This is a genomic window from Acinetobacter sp. UBA2063 (genome assembly GCF_002333245.1).
GTDB lineage: Bacteria > Pseudomonadota > Gammaproteobacteria > Pseudomonadales > Moraxellaceae > Acinetobacter > Acinetobacter parvus.
On sequence record NZ_DDAH01000178.1, the window covers coordinates 1 to 223 of the forward strand.

General features: G+C 39.5%; 1 pseudogene. It reads left to right on the top strand.

Features of this window, described 5'->3' with window-relative positions:
* Positions 1 to 37 precede the first annotated feature (37 nt).
* A pseudogene (locus B4H32_RS08450) lies at positions 38 to 223 on the top strand (hypothetical protein); the annotation flags it as partial.

The window sequence follows — 223 nt, forward strand, 5'->3', positions numbered from 1 at the left end:
TTTAAAACCACTTTTTGCTGTTAGTTTAATGATTGGAATGATGGCTTTAACGGCATGTGATCATCCAAAGAAAAATGAAACTGATTCAGCACAGGCAACTGAACAGCATACTGCAGCAGGTGAGAAAGCTGAGGTTTTACCCTATCTCAATATGCAGGAGGCCAAGGCGGATTATGCCTTGCCATTTTGTGAAAAGAAAAACTGTATTGATGTCGACATTCAA